The organism is Streptomyces sp. NBC_01717 (assembly GCF_036248255.1).
GTDB lineage: Bacteria > Actinomycetota > Actinomycetes > Streptomycetales > Streptomycetaceae > Streptomyces.
On record NZ_CP109178.1, the window covers coordinates 4,499,934 to 4,515,216 of the forward strand.

Genomic DNA, 15,283 nt, shown 5'->3' on the forward strand with positions numbered 1-15,283 from the left:
CCGGTCCCCTGCCCGCATCCTAAGCGGACCCCGGGGAGACGTGCAGGCCCCGCAGACGGCGGTGCGTCCGCGGGGCCTGGGAACACCGTCCCGGAGGTCCTAACCCAGGATCTCGGCGGCGGTCGGCGACGAGTCGCGGAGGAACGTCGAGCAGCGCTCGTACTCCTCCTGCTCACCGATCGACTGGGCGGCGCGCGCGAGGGCGTGCAGGGCACGCAGGAAGCCGCGGTTCGGCTCGTGCTCGAACGGTACGGGCCCGTGGCCCTTCCAGCCGGCCCTGCGCAGTGCGTCGAGGCCACGGTGGTAGCCGGTGCGGGCGTAGGCGTACGACTCGATGACACGGCCGCCCTCGAACGCCTCGTCGGCGAGCTGCGCCCAGGCCAGCGAAGAGGTCGGGTACTTCGCGGCGACATCGGCCGGGGCCGTGCCGTTCGCGAGGAGCTCGCGCGGCTCGGGGTCGTCGGGCAGGTGGGTCGGGGGAGGTCCCCCGAGCAGGTTCTCGTGGATGGACATGGGTTCAAGTGTGCCTGGCACATGCGCGCCGGGGGTAGCCGGGCGCCCTCGGACCCGTCAGGTCCGGCCGGGGCCCCCGTTCTCGTCCCGAGCGGGCTCCAGGGGAGGCGCCTCGACAGCGCAGTGCACGGTGCATGCGGGACGCGCCTTGCTCTTCCGGACCGCGGGCGGTGTCCGTACGGTCGCCCAGGCGATCACCGAGCCCAGCACCATCAGGCCGGCACATATCGGCATGGCCCGCTTGAAGGCCGCCGCGAACTCACCGGCGTCGCGGTACGCCTCCGGGCCCATCCCGGCCAGCAGCGGCAGCGCGGCCACGGCCATCAGGCCCGCGGCCCGGGCGGCGGCGTTGTTGATCCCGCTGGCCAGCCCGGCCCGCGCGGTGTCGACGGAGGCGAGGACGGTCGCGGTGAGCGGCGCCACCAGGGTGACCAGGCCGAGGCCGAGTACGGCGACGGCGGGCAGCACGTGCTGCAGGTACGCGGAGACGGTGGCGTCGCCGGGTCCCACCCGCAGCATGAGCAGCATCCCTGCGGCGGCGAACAGCGGCCCGACAGTGAGCGGGATACGGGGCCCGATCCGCTGCCCCAGCTCGCCCGACGAGGCGGAGAACAGCAACATCAGCACAGTGGTCGGAAGGAGGGCGGTCCCGGCGCCCAGGGCGGAGTACCCCGCCACGACCTGGAGCTGGATGGCGGAGAGGAAGAAGTAGCCACCGAGCGCCGCGTAGACACAGAACGTGACGATATTGACGGCGGTGAACTGGCGGGACCCGAACACCGACGGCGGCAGCATGGGGTTCGCCCGCCGCCGCTCCACCTGCACGAACGCCACCGCGAGCAGGACCCCGCCCACGGCCGACCCGATCACCGCGGCGGACGCCCCCCGGCCGGGCGCCTCGATCAGCGCATACGTCACCAGGGCAAGAGCCAGCGCGCCGAGCACGGCCCCCAGAACATCGAAGCGCCCGTGTGCGTGGGGGTCCCGCGACTCGGGTACGTGACGCAGCGCGACCGGCACGCAGACGGCGGCCACCGGCACATTGATCAGAAACACCCACCGCCACCCGGGGCCGTCGACGAGGTACCCCCCGACGAAAGGCCCGATGGCGGCCCCCACCCCACCGAACCCCGACCACAGCCCGACCGCGCGCGCCCGGTCGTCCGGATGAAAACTTGCCTGGATCAGCGCCAGCGACCCGGGAGTGAGGAGCGCCCCGCCCACTCCCTGGAGGGCGCGGGCACCGACCAGAACGGCGGCATTCGGCGCAATGCCGCACAGCAACGAGGCACTGGCGAACCAGATCACCCCCACGACGAAGACCCTTCGCCGCCCGTACCGGTCCCCGAGCGCCCCACCGAGAAGGATCAGCCCGGCGAGCGTCAGCATGTAGGCGTTGACGGTCCACTGAAGGGCGGCCAGGTCGGTGCCGAGGTCCTTGCCGATGCGGGGCAGGGCGACGTTGATGACGGTGGAGTCGAGCATGGCCATGCTGGACCCGAGGACGGTGGTCAGGACGACCCAGCGCCCGGGTGCGGAGGCAGCACGGATCTCACCGGCCGGTGTCTCACCCATGCGAGCAGCATCGCCGCTACGGGGCACTCCGGCCAGTCCGGGTCCGGCCGCCCCGCTCGCCGCCCGCACCCGCAGCGCGTGAGCGCTGAGTAATGTGTGCGGAAATGTCCCGGTTCCGGAGATGGATTCCATGGATGACGACGAGACCCGCTCCGCCAACGCGGGTGCGGCCGCGGGTGCGGGTGCGGGTGCGGGTGCGGGTGCAGACACGGGCCCCCGCCGCGGCCGCAGCGCCGCCATCGGCCAGGTGGTGCCGAGGACCGCCGTGATCGCCGGCGGCGGAGCGCTGGCGATCTGGGAGCCCGCCTTCACGCTCGGCGCCTACAACGTCGTCTTCTACTACCAACTGCTCACCCTCTGGGCCGTGTCGACCGCCGTGATGCTGACCGCCCTGCTGATGCGCGAACGCGGTCCGCGGCACGGCTGGATGTACTGGGCCTGCCTGGCCCTGCCCAGCGTGTGGCTCGTCATCGCCGCCGTCGTGCCCCGCCACGACGGCTGGCCGGACAAGACGCTGTTCCTGGCGGGCGGCATCCTCAGCATCATCGGTACCCCGCTGCTGGTCTGGGTGCTCCTGCACCTTCTGCTCTTCGGGGAGTCGGAACTCTCCGCGCGCGAGCGGAGGACAGTCATCGGCGTCGTCGTGGTCGTCGGCGTGCTCGCCTACGGGCTCGGCCAGTTGAACCACGTCTTTCTCACCTGCGGGGACTTCGACATCAGCGGAAACAGCGTCCCGTCCGGATGCCGGCCGGGCCACGCCTCCCCGCTCGGCTGACGCACGGCGCCCCCAGGGAACGCGTTCGCCCCCGGCCGCCGGGCGGGGCAGCCGTCCGCTACCTCACGGCCTCCAGCGCCCGCACCAGCGCGTCCACGCCCGCCTCGACCTTGCTCCGCGGGCACCCCACGTTCAGCCGCAGGAACCCCTCGGCTCCGTACACCGCACCCGGCATGATCGCGACCTTCTCGCGCTCGATCAGCACCCGCTGCAGCGCCTCGTCGTCCACACCCAGGGGGCGCAGATCGATCCACGCCAGATAGCCGGCCTGCGGGGGCTGCCAGGACAGTTCGGGGAACGCCGCGTTCAGGCGCTCCGCGACCAGGGCCAGGTTCCCGGCCACGTACACGCGTACCGCGTCCAGCCACGGCCCGCCCTGCCGGTACGCGGCTATGTGCGCGGTGAGCGACAGCACCGCCGGGGAGGCCAGGCCCTCCGCCGTTTCCATGCGGCGCAGGAACTCCGTCCGGTCGGCCGGATCGCCGATGATGCCGTACGAGCCGGTCAGCGCCGGGAAGTTGAAGGACTTGGACGCGGACGAGATCACCGCCCAGCGGGCGTCACCGGCCACCCGCGTCCACGGCACATGCCGGTGGCCGTCGTGCACGAAGTCCGCATGGATCTCGTCGCTGATCACCGCGACCCCGTGTTGCGCGGCCAGAGCGGCCATGTCGACCAGCTCGGGCTCCGTCCACACCCGGCCCGTCGGGTTGTGCGGCGAGCAGAGCACCAGCACCTTCGCGTCGGGGCGGGCCAGTTCCCGTTCCAGTGCCCCGGTGTCCCCCAGCGGCACGCCCCGCAGCTCGCGGCCGAGGCCGGTGATCGCCTTGCGGAAGCCGTCGTACGTGGGGGTGTGGACGACCACGCCGTCGCCCTCGGCCGTCCACATCTGGAGGAGCTGCGAGAACTGGCTGAGCACGGACGGGCCGTAGACCAGCCGGCCGGTGTCCAGCTCGGTGCCGTACCGGGTCTCGTACCAGTGCGCGATCGCCGACCGGAAGTCGTCCTGCTGCCAGCTGGTGTAGCCGAGTACGCCGTGGTCGAGGCGGGTCCGCAGTGCGGTCAGGACCTCGGGGGCCGTCTCGAAGTCCATGTCGGAGATGGTGAACGGGAGCAGCCCGTCGACACCGAACCGGTCGGCGACCCCGTCCCACTGGACACACCAGGTGCCCCTGCGGTCGATGACGGTGTCGAAGTCATAGCGCGCGTTCGCTTGCACAGTGGGCTCCTCGTGCTCGTTCGCGGACATGCCGTGGGCCCGGCACCCCAGGGAGCACCGGGCCCACGGCCGCCGTTCGTACCTACTACTTCAGCTTGGTGCCGGTGGACCGCAGGTTGGCGCAGGCCTCCGTGACGCGCTTGGCCATGCCCCCCTCGGCGGACTTGCCCCAGCTGCGCGGGTCGTAGACCTTCTTGTTGCCGACCTCGCCGTCGACCTTCAGCACGCCGTCGTAGTTGCGGAACACGTGGTCCACGATCGGGCGGGTGAAGGCGTACTGGGTGTCGGTGTCGAGGTTCATCTTCACGACGCCGTTCTCCAGCGCGGTGGCGATCTCCTGCTCGGTGGAGCCGGAGCCGCCGTGGAAGACGAAGTCGAACGGGGACGACTTGCCGTACTTGGCGCCGACGCCCTCCTGGAGGTCCTTGAGGAGTTCGGGACGGAGCACGACGTTGCCCGGCTTGTAGACGCCGTGCACGTTGCCGAAGGAGGCGGCCAGCAGGTAGCGGCCCTTCTCGCCCAGGCCGAGCGCCTCGGCGGTACGCAGCGCGTCGTCGACGGTCGTGTACAGCTCGTCGTTGATCTCGTGGGTGACGCCGTCCTCCTCGCCACCGGTCGGGGTGATCTCGACCTCGAGGATGATCTTGGCGGCGGCGGCCTTGGCCAGCAGCTCCTGGCCGATGGCCAGGTTGTCGGCGAGGGTCTCGGCCGAACCGTCCCACATGTGGGACTGGAACAGCGGGTTCAGGCCCTTGGCGACACGCTCGGCGGAGATGTCGAGCAGCGGACGTACGTAACCGTCCAGCTTGTCCTTGGGGCAGTGGTCGGTGTGCAGCGCGACCGTGACGTCGTACTTGGCGGCGACGATGTGCGCGAACTCGGCGAGGGCGACGGCGCCCGTGACCATGTCCTTGTTGTACTGGCCGCCCAGGAACTCCGCCCCACCGGTGGAGATCTGGACGATGCCGTCGCTCTCCGCCTCCGCGAAGCCGCGCAGTGCAGCGTGCAGGGTCTGGGTCGACGTCACATTGATGGCCGGGTAGGCGAACTTGCCTGCCTTCGCCCGGTCGAGCATCTCGGCGTAGACCTCGGGGGTTGCGATGGGCATCTGTCCGCTCCTTGGGATGTGCGGGTGTGCGTTGCTGGTTCCCTGACCTGGGGGCGACGTCATCGTCGCCCCCATCTTCCCAGACTCTCGCTTCGGCTCCACCCGGCGTACTCCCTCAACGTTCCGGCCGGGGAACTGAAGGCATACGACAAGGGCGGACGGTTTCACGTGAAACCATCCGCCCTCGAAGAAAATCGCAGCTCAGGCCGGCAATCAGGCCAGGTCGAGGTCCGCCACCGTGTAGGCGTGGACGTACGGGAGACCGGCCTCGGCAATGGCCGGAGCGGCACCCCGCTCCACGATCGTGGCCACGGCGACGACTTCGCCACCGGCCTCGCGCACCGCCTCGACGGCCGTCAGCGGCGAGCCGCCGGTGGTCGAGGTGTCCTCGACCACCAGACAACGGCGGCCCTTCACGTCCGTGCCCTCGATGCGGCGCTGCATGCCGTGTGCCTTCTGCGCCTTGCGGACGACGAACGCGTCCAGGGTCTTCCCGCGCGCGGCGGAGGCGTGCAGCATCGACGTGGCCACCGGGTCGGCGCCCAGCGTCAGCCCGCCCACGCAGTCGTAGTCCAGCTCGGCGGTCTCGTCGAGCATGACCTGACCGACCATCGGAGCGGCCGTACCGTCCAGCGTGATGCGACGCAGGTCGATGTACCAGTCGGCTTCCAGACCCGAGGAGAGGGTCACCTTGCCGTGCACCACGGCCTTGTCCTTGATCTGCTGGAGCAGCTCAGCGCGTACGTCAGTCATGGCTACGAGCTTAAGGGCTGTCCCGTAGGGCGTGTCCGGCTCAGAGCCTGCGCCAGCTCCAGGTCGTCGCGATCTCCAGCGGCTCGATCGGGGTCACATACCGGGGCGCGGTGTTCAGTCCGTTCGGCGGGCCCGACTGCGGCTCCACGCAGACCGCCTCGGCCTGTTCGTCGTAGACGACGACCCATCCGGCCCGGCTCTTCACCTTCAACTCCAGTTGCTCCGGCCAGGTGAGCGTCACATCGACCCCGTCGGGCATCCCGAAGCAGTCGTCCCACGGGCCGGGCATGGCCGGGATCCGGCGGCCGGTCGGCAGATGGTCCTCGCCCCGCTCCTCCTGCCAGGCGGCGTCGAAGGCGATCTGTACGTCGCCGCCGGTTCCGAGGTTCCGCAGGAACCACGGGTGCCAGCCGGCCTGCGCCGGGAACGAGTCCCCGTACGTCTCGACACCGAACGCGAGCGTGAGTGAGTCCTCGGCCAGTTCGAAGGTCTGGGTCACCCGGCCCGGATACGGCCACGGCTCGGCGAGGTCGTAGTAGAACGCGGCCTGCGACTCGCCCGCCTTGGCGGTGCGCCAGGCCGTGTCACGGCCGGTGCCGTGAATGGCATGCGGCGGGGAGTTCACGGGCAGCTGATGAGGCACATCACCGTTGAGGAAGTGGCCGTACCCGGTCCGTCCGCACCACGGCACCATCGGGAAGCAGCCGTACCGCTCCCCCTGCCGCAGCAGCTCGGTACCGCCGATCCGGAGGCTGCTGATCCGGCAGCCGTTGGCGGGGTTCACGGTCAACTCGGCGTCGCCGACGGACAGCCGGACGCTCTTCTCGCTACTGCTCACACCACGACACTACTGGCGCCGCTACCTCCGGCGCCGCAGCGCCCGGCCCACCACGACCGCGGAGGCGAGCGCGAGGGCGGCCGCCGGAGCCACCCAGCGCAGGGTGGCGCCCGCAGTGGTCGGGTCGGGCGACGGCACGGGGGCGTACCGCCCGCGCGGCGGCGCGTGGTCGACCTCCTCGGCACTGCGCCCGATCATGGTCCGGCGGGCGTGCGCGGCCTCGGCGGGCGGTTCGTCGGGGACGGTGAACTCCATGTCCGCGACGGGGTCGAGCGACGGCGGGGGGACGGGCGCGTCGAAGACCGAACCGGTACCGGGGAGCGACCCGGCGTCGTCGTCCTGGGCGGGCCCGCCCTCGGGGGACGACTCTTCGGGGGACTCCCGCACCGTCGTCTCGTCCGCCGTCTCCGCGGCCTCCTCGATCGCCCGGTCCACGGCTTCGTCGACGGGCAGGTCCACGACCGCCTCGGCCGGTCCGCCGGACTCGCCCGCCGGTCCGTCGGCAGCCGGTCCGTGGGACGCCAGCGTCTCCGTCACCAGCTGCTGCGTGAAGCGGTCCAGCAGCCGGAGGGCCGCCGCGAGCGTCGCCTCGCGGTCCAGTTCCACGATGCGGCCCTGGCCGCCCGCCGAGCCCGTGAAACCGATCGTCGTACCGCCGTCCGTCTCCGTCAGGCGGATCGTCAGGGCGAGCTTCGCCGAGCCGCCGCCCCGCGCCTCGACGCCCTCGCCCTCGACGGAGATCCCGGCCCCGTCCGGCAGCGCGGCCGAAATCAGCGTGCCGCGGTATGTGATCGTGTGGCTGCCGATCCGGACCTTGAGCCGGCCTGACAGGGGGCCCGCCGACGCGTCGGCGTCCTGCTGGAGGCCCGGTACACAGCGCGCGACCCGGGCAGGATCGCCCAGCGTCCGCCGAAGGGACAGGACCGGAACCGGAACGAACACCTCATGCTCCATGGAAACCGAGCCTACTCAGGCGCGGCCGCCCCGTCAGCGCTTCCGCACCCGGAAGCGGCACTCAGCACCCAAGACCTCCCCCGCCCCCTCACGGCTCCTCCCAGTACCGCGGATGCACCAGCGTCGACGCCTGCTCCGGCAGCCGCCCCCGCTCCGCGTACCGGGCCGCGCCCGCGAGTACCCCTTCCGTCAGGGAGCGGAGCTTCGGTGCCCGGGGGGACAGGCCCAGCGCCGGGGCTCTCGGCCCCAGGCGGGCGAGGACGAAGCCCCAGCCGTGCGGGGCCTTCGCCCGGTCCGTCGTGCGGTCCGGGCCCGCCGCGAAGCCGGTGCGGCGACCGCTGACGCCGTACGGGCGGGTGCTCAGGCCCGCCGCCCGCACGGATGCCTCGACCGTCCAGAAGGTCCGCGGCCGGGCATTCGGCGGCCCCCCGTGCACCACCAGGCGGCCGCCCGGGGCCAGGGCCTCGGCGACCAGGCCGTAGAACTCCGCGGAGTACAGCTTCGTGCTCGCCGTGATGCCGGGATCGGGCAGATCGGAGATCACCACGTCGAATCCGCCGCGCCCCGCCCGCAACCAGTTGAACGCGTCGGCCGTCACGGCCGTCAGTCGCGGGTCGCGGTACGCGTGCGCGTTCAGCGCGGAGAGCGCGGGGTCCGTACGGGCCAGTCGGGTGACGCCGGGGTCGATCTCGACGAGCGTGACACTCCGTACGTCCGGGTAGCGCAGCACCTCGCGGGCGGCCAGACCGTCGCCGCCGCCCAGGATCAGCACCCGCGCGTGGCTCCCGTCCATCGCCGGGTGGACCAGCGCCTCGTGGTACCGGTACTCGTCCTGTGCGCTGACCCGCAGCCGCCCGTCCAGATAGAGGTCCAGGGATCTGCGGCCCGTCCCGGTGAGGACCACCTCCTGCACATCGGTCTGCACAGCGACCCGCACCTCGTCCCCGTACACCGCGCGCCGCGCCGCCCGCTCGAAGTCGTCGTCCAGGAGCGTGGCGGTGGCCAGCAGGGCGATCACCGACACATTGACGACGATCAGCAGCCACCGCGAGCGCGGGGTGAGGTCCCGGCGGAACACCCACAGCACCAGCGCCCCGCCCGCCGCCGCGTTGACCATGCCGGTGAGCAGCGCCCCGGTGAGCTGCCCGAGGACCGGCAGCAGCAGGAAGGGGAACGCCAGTCCGCCGACGAGCGCCCCCACATAGTCGGCGGCGAACAGATCCGCGACCGTCCCGCCCGCGTCCTGCCGGTCGACACGCTGGATCAGGGTCATCAGCAACGGGATCTCCGCACCGATGAGGACGCCTATCGCGAGCGAGAACCCGACCAGCGCGAAGCGGGACTCCCCGATCCAGGCGAACGACGCGTACAGCACGAGCGCGGAGGAGCCGCCGATCAGTGCGAGCCCCGCCTCGATCAGCCCGAAGCCCACTGCTGCGTGGCTGCGTAACCGTTTCGCGAGCAGCGAGCCGATACCCATCGCGAAGACCATCACGGACAGCACCACGGAGGCCTGGGTGACGGAGTCCCCGATCAAGTAGGAGGCGAGCGCGACCAGTTCGAGCTCGTACACCAGTCCGCAGGCGGCGCAGATGAACACGGCGGCCAGCACGAGGAGCCGGCCGGTGCGCGGCCGCACGGGGATTCGCGCCGCGCCCCCTCGCAGCGACACCTGCTGGTCGATCATGATGCGAACGCTACGTCACGACGGCGTCGCCACCTGTCACCCACAAGGGTGCAAGTGCCGCGCACGCAACGGTGTTCAGGAAATTTCAGTGAGCCACCGCCGGCGTCCGCACACCCACGCGGGTGCGGGTCACCACCAGCTGCCCCTCCTGCGGGTACGCATGCCAGGTGCGCCACCACACCTCCCCCTCCGTCCGCTGCGCGAGCATGGCGGTGAAGGCGTGCGGACTACCGGGAAACGTCCCGGCGAGCCCGTGCGGATGGTCGGTCACCAGCGCGAGGAGTTCCTGCGCACGCCCCGCGAAGGAGTCCGCGGAGAGCGTCTCGACGCGCGCCGCGAATTCGTACTCCCACTCCCCGAGCCGTTTGGCGACTCCGAGCGGCAGCGGTGTGCTGCTGCCGGGGATACAGGCCACCGTCTCGGAGCAGCTGCCGCCGTCCTCCTCGAGAAGCACCTGATGGGAGGCGCCGAGCAGACGCAGTTGCAGCTGGGCACCGCCGAGCTGGAGGTCGAGCACGGCCAGGGCGGGGAGCGGTTCGCGCCCCAGCGCCCAGGCCAGGTCGGCAGCACGGGTGTCGGAATAGGGCGTCTGGACGGTCGTGAGCATGGGTCGGCTCCGCAAAACACGCGTGGACACATGGACAGGGGACGCCCCCGTGGCGATGTACGTGGGAGGTGGGGAGCGCCCGATCAGGTCCAACTGGGGTCCGAGGGCTGGATGTTCTCTCCAACGAGGGAATCACGAAGTGCGACGATCCACAGCATTTTTGCCCAACTTGACGTGGTTTCCATCCCCTCGGGGGCCCTACGGTTCACGTGTTCACCGGGTACGCGCTGCCTGACCCAACAAAAAGGTACCCGGCGGGAGTTCACCCGCCGGGCACCCGGTGACGCGGACCAGCTGCCCCGTGTCAGCTGCCTCCGCCGCATCCGCCCCCGCCGCCGCACGACGAACCACCGCCGCACGAGGAGCCGCCCCCGCACGAGTGACCACCGGAGTGACCGCCCGAGTGACTGCTGCCTCCGCAGGACGCGCCGCCGCCGGAGTCACCTCCCGCCCACCAGCTGCCACCGGCGGCCGCGCCGCCACCCGCGCTGCGGCGCCCGGAGCGCCGGGAGGACAACGACTTGCTGCTGTTCGCCGACCGCAACATCACGACGACACAGCCGATCACAACGATCCCGGCCACAACCCCGAAGAAAGCCCCCACCGACCTCACGTCCTTCCGTCCCCCGAAGCGAGGTCCCCCGCTTCATGTTCCTTCCGCTACTTGCGTGAGTGGGGGATGCCCCCGGCCCCTCAGAGCCAAAGCAGACTTGAGCAACTTCAGAGGGTTCTATCGGGGAAACGGCCCCTGACCTGCACGTAAGCGCAGGTCAGGGGCCGCCCGGGGCTCACTGGGCCGTCTGTGGGCCGTGATCTTCCCCGAAGATGCGCTGAAACACCGAGACGATGGCGCGGCGGGCGGGCTCGCGGCCGTCAGGCATCAGGTGGCCATATGCGCTCTCAGGGATTCCGCCACGTAGTCGGGCAGCGGCACGTCCCGCGTCTTGCCAGCACCACCGACCGCCCCAGCCACTCGTTGCGCCCCGCGGGGGGCCTGGCACCCGACTTGTCGTGACGCCTTCGCGGCAGGCGTCACAACACGTCGGGTGCATTCTCCTGAGCGGGACCCTTGGATGCCGGGTGATCCGGACCGCCGGCCGGGGCGGCGGCACGCAGCGCCGCTTCGACCCGGCGGTTGCTGGTCATGGATGCCGTGACGGCCGTCATCGCCAGGAGGAGGCCGGCGGCGGCGTAGAGCGGGGTGCGGATGTCGTAGGTGGTGGCCAGCCAGCCGCCGAGGAAGGCCCCGATGGGGGCGGCGCACATGGCCAGCATGCGGGAGGTGGAGGCGACCCGGCCCATCAGGTGGGCGGGGACGATCGCCTGTCGGAGGGAGGGCGCGAGCACCATCGTGGCGCCCATGCCGGCCCCGCAGACGGCGAGCGCCAGCCCGGCGACGTACGGGTTCGGGGCAGCGGCCAGGCCCAGAATGGCAAGCCCTTCGACGGCGGCTGTGCAGGTCAGTGCGGTGCCGGTGCCGAGTCGTCGGCCAAGGTAGGAGGCGATGCCTGCACCGAACAGGCCGCCGGTGGCCTCCGCTGTGAGGAGCAGGCCGAAGCCGTAGGTGTCGATGCCCAGGCGGTCGTGCGCGAAGAGGGCGAGGACGGTCTCCACAGCGAGGAAGGCGACGTTCCCGACCGCCGGGCGGAGCGCCAGCCCGAGCAGCACCCGGTCCCGGAAGACGTACGAGGCCCCGGCCCGCGCTTGCCGAAGCAGCGACTCGCGGACCTCCGGCACGGGCCGGGGCATGGCGGGCAGCGTACGGACGAGCAGCGCGGAGAACAGGAACGACACCGCGTCGGCGAGCAGCGGAACCGCCCGCCCGAGCGCGAGCAGCGCACTGCCCGCAGGCGGCCCCGCGAAACCGGACATGGCGGTCTGGGCGCCGCGCAGGCGGGAGTTGGCGCGCTCCAGGAGCGCGGGGTCGCGGCGGAGCAGATCCGGCAGGTAGGCCGTGGCGGCCGTATCGAAGAACAGCCCGCCGAGGCCGAGCAGGAAGGCGACGGCCGCGAGCAGCGGAATGCTCAGCACGTCGAGCGCGGCCGCTGCCGCCGGTATCGCGAGCAGGACCGCACGCGCCGCGTCCGCGACCCACATCGTGCGCCGACGGTCCCAGCGATCCACCAGCGCACCGCCGAGCACCCCGAAGAGCAGCCACGGCAGCGTCCCGGCGGCCGTGACGACGGCGAGTGCCATCGGATCCCGCGTCAACGTCAATGCGAGCAGCGGCAGCGCGGCATGCGTCACCCCGTCACCGAGCGAGGACACCGTCTGCGCAGTCCACAGCCGTCCGAACCCGGTCGGCAACTTCCGGACGTCTGAGGTCACTTGGCGCCCCCTTCGGCCTGCTCGCGCGGTGTCGGGTGGAACAGTGCGAAGACGAGTGACGCGTCCGGCAGCGACGGATCGGACAGCTCCCGGTACTCGTCCGCCAGTGCCTGCAGCCGCGCCCCCAGCTCCGCGAACTGCTCCTCGGTGAGCCGCAGATGCGCCATCCGCACGTGCCGCTCGCGGTCCGCCGGCGACGCCTCCAGGTCCGCCACCGCATGGCGCATCAGCACATCCGGCCCTCCTTCGCCCGGATCCGGCAGCGCGATCGCCCGCGCGGCCATCGCGTAGTACCGCTCGGTGACCCCCCGCACCTTCCGTGTCCGTACCACCTTCACCAGGCCGGCCCGCTCCAGCAGCCGCACGTGATAGCTGGAACTCCCCTTCGCAAGGCCCACCCGCTCGGCGATCTGCGTAATCGTCGCCGGCTCGAAGCGGAGCACGGCCATGATCCGGTGGCGCGTGAGATTGGAGACGGCGCGCAGCTGCTCGTCAGTGGTGACGTGAAACGTCTCGGGAAGATCGTCGGTAGGCATGCGAGCAATGGTCAACGACTCTTGACCATTGCGCAAGGGATTTCGCACGGACTTCCAGAATCTGCCGTCCGGCGCGCGAGACCTTCCGTCAAAGCCCCCCACCCCGCTGCCGATCCGGGGAGCTGTCAAAAAAACCTTCGTCTTCTGAAGATCTCTCCCGATGGGTCGCCCAGCCCCCTCGGAGCCTTCAAAAAGCCCTTCAAAAACCTCGGGCATTCAAGAACCCCGGACCACCGTTTTCTGACACGATCCGGGGCCATGACGACCACTCAGGAGCCGGCGCACGACACCGGAGGTGTTCTGGGTCAGCTGCACATCAGCGTCTGGCATCAACGTCGGCACACACAGGCACACGCCGGCGTACAAGTGCATCCTGGCCAACAGGCCCCGGTGGCCGGGTGATCCCTCTGCGCACCCGCCTCACGTCGTGACGCCTCTCAAAGGCTTCACCGTCGCCGTACAACTATTCGTTCTGCTCGTCCGTCTGGTAGTGGACCTGCTGGATCACTCACCGTCGAAGGGCTGTTATGCGTACACATGTGACCGCGGCTCTCGTGCCCGTCCTGATCGCCGGCCTCACTCCGCTGCTGGCCTCCCCGGCGGGTGCCGTCGGGGCGAGGTACGCCGACGACTTCAACGGCGACGGCTACCGCGACCTCGTGATAGGGACGCCGTACGGCTCGCCGAACGGCGTCGACCGGGCAGGTTTCGTCAGCGTGGTGTACGGCTCGGCGACGGGCCTCGGTCCTTCCGAGCCTGCTGTGATCAGCCAGAACAGCGCCGACATCCCAGGCGCCGCGGAGGCGGACGACAATTTCGGAAACGCCTTCACCAGTGCCGACTTGGACGCAGACGGCTATGCCGACCTGGTGGTCGGCACCCCCTACGAGGATGTCGGGACCGTTCGGGACCAGGGTGCGACGACCATCCTGTGGGGCAGCCGAACAGGGCTGAGCGGTGGAGCCGGCGTGGCCAACAAGGCCGCGGCCATCGACGGCTACTTCGGCGACGTACTGGCCGCGGGAGATTTCACCGGCGACGGCTATCCGGATCTCGCGGTGGTGCAGCGGGACTACACCCTGCGCCTCTACAAGGGGCCGTTCACCCGAACCGGCGCACCCAAGGCAATCATCACCAAGAAGCTCACCATCGGCGCGGAGAAGGCGATCGCAGGAAAGATCAACAAGACGGGGGGTGTCGATCTGGTGACGGTGAACTCCGACACCACGCAGGTTCTCCTCGGCACATCGACCGGTTTCAGCGCCACCAGCAAGACCATGACCGGCGGCGAATCGGCCACTGTCGGCGACTTCGACAAGGACGGTTACGGCGATGTCGCGGTGGGGAGAGGCTGGGCCGACGTGGGGGGCGTCACAGCGGCCGGCCGGGTCGGTGTCGCATACGGCTCCTCCTCCGGACTAAGCACTACGCGCAGCACCTGGAGTATCAGCCAGTCCTCGGCCGGAGTGCCCGGGACGCCGGAGCAGTACGACCACTTCGGCTCCGACGTCTCCGCCGGTGATGTGACGGGTGACGGATACGCCGATCTCCTGGTCGGCGTCAGTTCGGAGAACAACCGAGGCGGGGCGACCGTCCTTAAGGGATCGGCAACCGGATTGAGCGGCTCCGGCGCGTGGTGGATCTCGCCGGACGCCGCAGGCATGCCGTACGCCTACGGCACCGACTTCGGCAACAGCGTGCGCATCCGGGACACGAATGGAGACAGCAGGCCGGATACGGCGATCGGCGACTGCAGCGCCAACGGGTGGCGGGGCGCGGTGTGGTCGCTGCCCTCGAACGCCACCGGTCCTGTCACCACGGGCTCGAAGATCATTCATGCGCCCGGCACCTCTGCCGGATCCGACCTGTCGACGGAGTTCGGCATCCTGCTCGGCTGACCAAGTCGCCCACTGCCGCACGAGCCGCCGAATCTGCGGCTGCCCCGGGTGGTCGGGGGAGACGCGGGTGGTCGGCCGAGAGGCTGAGCGGGACCGGCCGCGCCCGGTACGGCAGCAGAGCCCCGATACGGCAGCAGAGCCCGGACCGCGCGTCACGGTCCGGGTCCTGCCCCGTGCGGTGCCGCCCTGCGGCGGCGCTGCGTCAGCCCTGTGCGGCGTCGTCGCCCGCCTGCCCGGCGCCCTCAGCTGTGCTTGCCTTCTCGCGCATCTTGCGCACCAGCTCCGCCTTCCGGTCGGCTGCACCCTGGCGGTCGAGGTTGCGGTGCGGACCGTTGTTCTGCCGTTCGGCGCGGGACAGCCTCTTGCGCTGGCCGCCGCCCATGCCCACGGGGTTGTTGATGTTCTTGCTCACGGTCACGGGTTCTCCCGGTAATGATGTGAAGTGATCTACGGATTCATCGGTGGGGGACGGGCGGCGACGTCGAAGGGCGT

The 15,283-nt window shown here is 70.8% G+C and carries 14 protein-coding genes; 2 read left to right on the forward strand and 12 right to left on the reverse strand.

Translation table 11 applies throughout. The features are described 5' to 3' along the window. Nucleotides 1-99: 99 nt before the first annotated feature. Nucleotides 100-513, reverse strand: a complete 414-nt coding sequence (locus OHB49_RS20345; RefSeq protein WP_030977723.1) for a DUF3151 domain-containing protein — start codon at nucleotides 511-513, stop codon at nucleotides 100-102. Nucleotides 514-570: 57 nt separating this feature from the next. Then, nucleotides 571-2,088 (reverse strand): MFS transporter, encoded by a 1,518-nt coding sequence (locus tag OHB49_RS20350; RefSeq protein ID WP_329161986.1) that lies wholly within the window; start codon nucleotides 2,086-2,088, stop codon nucleotides 571-573. A gap of 130 nt (nucleotides 2,089-2,218) precedes the next feature. Between OHB49_RS20350 and OHB49_RS20355 the strand changes: the two genes are divergently transcribed. Further along, a complete protein-coding gene (locus tag OHB49_RS20355) occupies nucleotides 2,219-2,863 on the forward strand; it encodes a hypothetical protein (protein ID WP_329161988.1) in 645 nt (214 codons plus the stop codon). Between the two features lie 58 nt (nucleotides 2,864-2,921). On the opposite strand, the gene OHB49_RS20360 is transcribed toward OHB49_RS20355, so the two are convergent. The 9 genes from OHB49_RS20360 to OHB49_RS20400 form a co-directional block, all read right to left on the reverse strand. Continuing rightward, nucleotides 2,922-4,112, reverse strand: a complete 1,191-nt coding sequence (locus tag OHB49_RS20360; protein WP_443079544.1) for a MalY/PatB family protein — start codon at nucleotides 4,110-4,112, stop codon at nucleotides 2,922-2,924. Between the two features lie 55 nt (nucleotides 4,113-4,167). Then, complete coding sequence (gene fbaA / locus OHB49_RS20365) at nucleotides 4,168-5,190, reverse strand: class II fructose-bisphosphate aldolase (protein ID WP_030977715.1); 1,023 nt, start codon at nucleotides 5,188-5,190, stop codon at nucleotides 4,168-4,170. Between the two features lie 213 nt (nucleotides 5,191-5,403). Beyond that, the gene (gene pyrE, locus OHB49_RS20370; protein WP_267003667.1) at nucleotides 5,404-5,943 is read right to left on the reverse strand and encodes an orotate phosphoribosyltransferase; all 540 of its coding nucleotides are present in this window, start codon (nucleotides 5,941-5,943) and stop codon (nucleotides 5,404-5,406) included. Nucleotides 5,944-5,983: 40 nt separating this feature from the next. Beyond that, nucleotides 5,984-6,781: an aldose epimerase family protein gene (locus OHB49_RS20375; protein WP_329161990.1), complete on the reverse strand. Its 798-nt coding sequence runs from the start codon at nucleotides 6,779-6,781 to the stop codon at nucleotides 5,984-5,986. A 21-nt stretch (nucleotides 6,782-6,802) separates the two neighbouring features. Next, nucleotides 6,803-7,735, reverse strand: coding sequence for an SRPBCC domain-containing protein (locus OHB49_RS20380; protein ID WP_030977710.1), 933 nt, complete (start codon nucleotides 7,733-7,735; stop codon nucleotides 6,803-6,805). An 88-nt stretch (nucleotides 7,736-7,823) separates the two neighbouring features. Beyond that, entirely contained in the window at nucleotides 7,824-9,422 is a 1,599-nt protein-coding gene (locus OHB49_RS20385; protein ID WP_329161992.1) for a polyamine aminopropyltransferase, read from the reverse strand. Between the two features lie 85 nt (nucleotides 9,423-9,507). Further along, nucleotides 9,508-10,029 (reverse strand): DUF2617 family protein, encoded by a 522-nt coding sequence (locus tag OHB49_RS20390; protein WP_329161994.1) that lies wholly within the window; start codon nucleotides 10,027-10,029, stop codon nucleotides 9,508-9,510. Between the two features lie 1,032 nt (nucleotides 10,030-11,061). Further along, nucleotides 11,062-12,357 (reverse strand): MFS transporter, encoded by a 1,296-nt coding sequence (locus OHB49_RS20395; protein WP_329161996.1) that lies wholly within the window; start codon nucleotides 12,355-12,357, stop codon nucleotides 11,062-11,064. Beyond that, nucleotides 12,354-12,893, reverse strand: coding sequence for an ArsR/SmtB family transcription factor (locus OHB49_RS20400; RefSeq protein ID WP_329161997.1), 540 nt, complete (start codon nucleotides 12,891-12,893; stop codon nucleotides 12,354-12,356). The genes OHB49_RS20395 and OHB49_RS20400 overlap by 4 nt, the downstream gene beginning before the upstream one ends. Nucleotides 12,894-13,432: 539 nt before the next feature. On the opposite strand from OHB49_RS20400, the gene OHB49_RS20405 reads away from it, so the two are divergent. Then, nucleotides 13,433-14,791, forward strand: a complete 1,359-nt coding sequence (locus tag OHB49_RS20405; RefSeq protein ID WP_329161998.1) for an FG-GAP repeat protein — start codon at nucleotides 13,433-13,435, stop codon at nucleotides 14,789-14,791. 202 nt (nucleotides 14,792-14,993) lie between these two features. Here the strand turns inward: OHB49_RS20405 and OHB49_RS20410 are convergent, their stop codons facing one another. Next, nucleotides 14,994-15,209: a DUF6243 family protein gene (locus OHB49_RS20410; RefSeq protein WP_329161999.1), complete on the reverse strand. Its 216-nt coding sequence runs from the start codon at nucleotides 15,207-15,209 to the stop codon at nucleotides 14,994-14,996. Between the last annotated feature and the right edge of the window lie 74 nt (nucleotides 15,210-15,283).

What these genes read in the sequence shown, in the direction of transcription:
- OHB49_RS20400 (WP_329161997.1), bottom strand. Translation starts at nt 12,893, where the DNA reads ATGCCTACCGACGATCTTCCCGAGACGTTTCACGTCACCACTGACGAG.
- OHB49_RS20360 (WP_443079544.1), bottom strand. Translation starts at nt 4,112, where the DNA reads ATGTCCGCGAACGAGCACGAGGAGCCCACTGTGCAAGCGAACGCGCGC.
- OHB49_RS20355 (WP_329161988.1), top strand. Translation starts at nt 2,219, where the DNA reads ATGGATGACGACGAGACCCGCTCCGCCAACGCGGGTGCGGCCGCGGGT.
- pyrE (WP_267003667.1), bottom strand. Translation starts at nt 5,943, where the DNA reads ATGACTGACGTACGCGCTGAGCTGCTCCAGCAGATCAAGGACAAGGCC.
- OHB49_RS20350 (WP_329161986.1), bottom strand. Translation starts at nt 2,088, where the DNA reads ATGGGTGAGACACCGGCCGGTGAGATCCGTGCTGCCTCCGCACCCGGG.
- OHB49_RS20380 (WP_030977710.1), bottom strand. Translation starts at nt 7,735, where the DNA reads ATGGAGCATGAGGTGTTCGTTCCGGTTCCGGTCCTGTCCCTTCGGCGG.
- OHB49_RS20385 (WP_329161992.1), bottom strand. Translation starts at nt 9,422, where the DNA reads ATGATCGACCAGCAGGTGTCGCTGCGAGGGGGCGCGGCGCGAATCCCC.
- OHB49_RS20345 (WP_030977723.1), bottom strand. Translation starts at nt 513, where the DNA reads ATGTCCATCCACGAGAACCTGCTCGGGGGACCTCCCCCGACCCACCTG.
- OHB49_RS20390 (WP_329161994.1), bottom strand. Translation starts at nt 10,029, where the DNA reads ATGCTCACGACCGTCCAGACGCCCTATTCCGACACCCGTGCTGCCGAC.
- fbaA (WP_030977715.1), bottom strand. Translation starts at nt 5,190, where the DNA reads ATGCCCATCGCAACCCCCGAGGTCTACGCCGAGATGCTCGACCGGGCG.